The sequence below is a fragment of the Mesorhizobium sp. M7A.F.Ca.CA.004.06.1.1 genome, from assembly GCF_003999135.1.
Lineage (GTDB): Bacteria > Pseudomonadota > Alphaproteobacteria > Rhizobiales > Rhizobiaceae > Mesorhizobium.
In genome coordinates, this window is record NZ_RZPQ01000834.1 from 1 (window position 1) to 2,467 (window position 2,467).

Genomic DNA, 2,467 nt, shown 5'->3' on the forward strand with positions numbered 1-2,467 from the left:
GGCCATGATCTCGCGCAATTTGTGGGTGATCAGCACCACCGTCTTGCCCTGGTCTTTCAATTGCCCGAGGATGCGGAACAGGTGGTCGGCCTCGGCCGGCGTCAGCACGCCCGTCGGCTCGTCGAGGATCAGGATCTCGGCGCCGCGATAGAGCGCCTTCAGGATCTCCACCCGCTGCTGCAGGCCGACCGGCAATTCCTCGATGATTGCATCGGGATCGACTTCCAGCCCGTATTCACGCTCCAGCCGCTCCAGTTCGGAGCGCGCCTTGGCGATGCTCTTCTTCAAGAGCGCATCGCTTTCGGCGCCGAGGATGACGTTCTCCAGCACCGTGAAATTGTCGACCAGCATGAAGTGCTGATGCACCATGCCGATGCCGAGCGCGATGGCGTCATTGGGGGTTTTGATCGAGGCCGACTGGCCGCCAACGCGGATCTCGCCGCTGTCGGCCTGGTAGAAGCCGTAGAGGATCGACATCAGCGTCGACTTGCCAGCTCCGTTCTCGCCGACAATGCCGTGGATCGTGCCGCGACCGATCTCAAGGTTGATGTCCCGGTTGGCGCGCACCGCACCAAAACTCTTGTTGATGCCGATCAACTCGATTGCGGCTTGCGCCATGCAGCCTGTCCCACTCTTATTTTTTTATCGCTTGGTCAAAACGCCTAGCATGACGCTCCGCCCGTGCCAATTGGCGGAGCCGGTTCACTCTCGACAAATCCCGGTGCGCTTGTCAATTTGCAACGTGGCCGGGGCCTTCACATTCGCTAGTATGACGGCGCCGAAATTCGCATCACGGCGCAAGACATCGCGGTGAACGACATCGCGGTGAGACTGGGGAATTCACATGATCACGCCCGCCGACCGGCTGACGACGCTGGAAATACGCGCCGCCGAGCAGGAGAAGATCATCGAGGAACTGTCCGGCCAGATCGCCGAGCAGTGGAAAGTGATCGAGCGCATGCAGCGCAAGCTGGACGCGCTGACGGATCGCTTCCTGGCGCTGGAGGAGCAGACAGGAGATGAAGTGCCGGTAACCAAGCCACCGCACTGGTGAGGAAAAAGGGAAGGTGCACGCCTTGGTCAGTGAAAGCGATCGCATCGCGCGGGCCGGCGAATATGTGCTCGGTCTTATGAACGACAAAGACCGCGAACGGGCCGAACGTGACCTGGAGGTCGATCCCGCCTTCCGCGACGCGGTCGCGCGACTTGCCGAGCAGATGTATTTCTTCGACCGTTACGGAAAACGCGACCTGCTGCCTGGCAGGCATTGGGAACTGGTTACCCAACGCCTAGCCGAGTTACCTCAGATGCGCAGCGTCGAGCTCGGCGGCAATGAGGTCAAACCGCGCACGGTGATCCGAAGCCTGTCCCGGCCACCATACGGCATTGGCGTGCACGCGCTTGGCGGCCGGCGCGGAGTTGTCGTTGCCGCCGGGCTGATGGTGGCGTTCGCGCTGGGCTGTCTCGTCGCGAAGCTGCTATAGGCGAGGGCGGCGCGACATCAGCGCCATCTTCTCGCCGTCCGAGCCGCTTATCTCAACGGTATTCCAGCCGAGAGCCGCGTAGAAATCACGCGCATCCCATGTGTAGAGATGGAGCATCTCGACGCCCCGTGACGCCGCATGGGCTTCCGTTGCCTTGACCAGCGCGGTGGCGATGCCTCGGCGTCGATACCTTGCATCGACGACCAACCCGGCCAGCCATGGCGTCAGATCATGTACGGGCTCCAGCTCGTGGCGGACCAGCAGGCATGTCCCGACCGGGGTGTCGCCGATCCGGGCAACGAATGCCGCCTCGAAGCCGTCACCGGCGATCAAGCCACGAAGCCCTGCCGCATCTTCCCCGAGCGTCCTTCCGGTTCCCTCGAAAAACGTGGCCAGGCGCAGCTGGGCTACCGCTGCTACGTCGTGCTCGCCGATGGGTGCGATCTTTGGCTGCATCTGTATCCCGAAACGGTGGCCGGCACGGAGCGAACGTTTCGCTCGATCCGGTAAAGACAAAACCGCCGGGCTGGCGCCCGGCGGTTTGCAGATCATGTCTGTGTGTTCGTGCCGCTCAATAGGGGCAAGCGTTGTCAGCCGTATAGTCGTGCACTTCGGTCTTGCCGGCAATGATGTCGGCCTTGGCCTTTTCGACGGCCGCCTTCATCTCGTCCGTCACCAGCGCCTTGTTGTTGTCGTCCATGGCGTAGTCGACGCCGCCTTCCTTGAGGCCCAGATTCTCGACTCCGCCCTTGAAGGTGCCGTTCTTGCCGTCCATGAAGGCGGTGTAGACGGCGACGTCGACGCGCTTCAGCATCGAGGTCAGCACCTTGCCCGGCTGCAGGCCGTTCTGGTTGGAATCGACGCCGATGCCGAGCTTGCCGGCATCTGCCGCCGCCTGCAGCACGCCGACGCCGGTGCCGCCTGCCGCGGCGTAGATCACGTCGGAGCCCTGGTCGATCTGCGTCTTGGCGATCTCGCCACCC

Annotated in this window: 5 protein-coding genes; 2 read left to right on the forward strand and 3 right to left on the reverse strand. The window is 62.7% G+C overall.

What is annotated here, in order from left to right; genetic code table 11:
- On the reverse strand, nt 1–618 hold a 618-nt coding region (locus EN906_RS30835), incomplete at its 3' end, for an ATP-binding cassette domain-containing protein (RefSeq protein WP_127375636.1).
- Nucleotides 619–847: 229 nt separating this feature from the next.
- Between EN906_RS30835 and EN906_RS30840 the strand changes: the two genes are divergently transcribed.
- Both EN906_RS30840 and EN906_RS30845 read left to right on the forward strand, forming a co-directional pair.
- Nucleotides 848–1,054, forward strand: coding sequence for a SlyX family protein (locus EN906_RS30840; RefSeq protein ID WP_206517192.1), 207 nt, complete (start codon nt 848–850; stop codon nt 1,052–1,054).
- 22 nt (nt 1,055–1,076) lie between these two features.
- Entirely contained in the window at nt 1,077–1,484 is a 408-nt protein-coding gene (locus EN906_RS30845; RefSeq protein ID WP_127266920.1) for a hypothetical protein, read from the forward strand.
- Here EN906_RS30845 and EN906_RS30850 read toward each other — a convergent pair.
- Nucleotides 1,479–1,940, reverse strand: a complete 462-nt coding sequence (locus EN906_RS30850) for a GNAT family N-acetyltransferase (RefSeq protein WP_127266919.1) — start codon at nt 1,938–1,940, stop codon at nt 1,479–1,481. The two genes, EN906_RS30845 and EN906_RS30850, sit on opposite strands and share 6 nt — an antisense overlap.
- A gap of 115 nt (nt 1,941–2,055) precedes the next feature.
- The coding region (locus tag EN906_RS30855) for a BMP family ABC transporter substrate-binding protein (protein ID WP_127375637.1) at nt 2,056–2,467 on the reverse strand (412 nt) is incomplete at its 5' end.

Coding starts and splice junctions, on each gene's coding strand:
- EN906_RS30850 (WP_127266919.1), bottom strand. CDS start 1,940: ATGCAGCCAAAGATCGCACCCATCGGCGAGCACGACGTAGCAGCGGTA.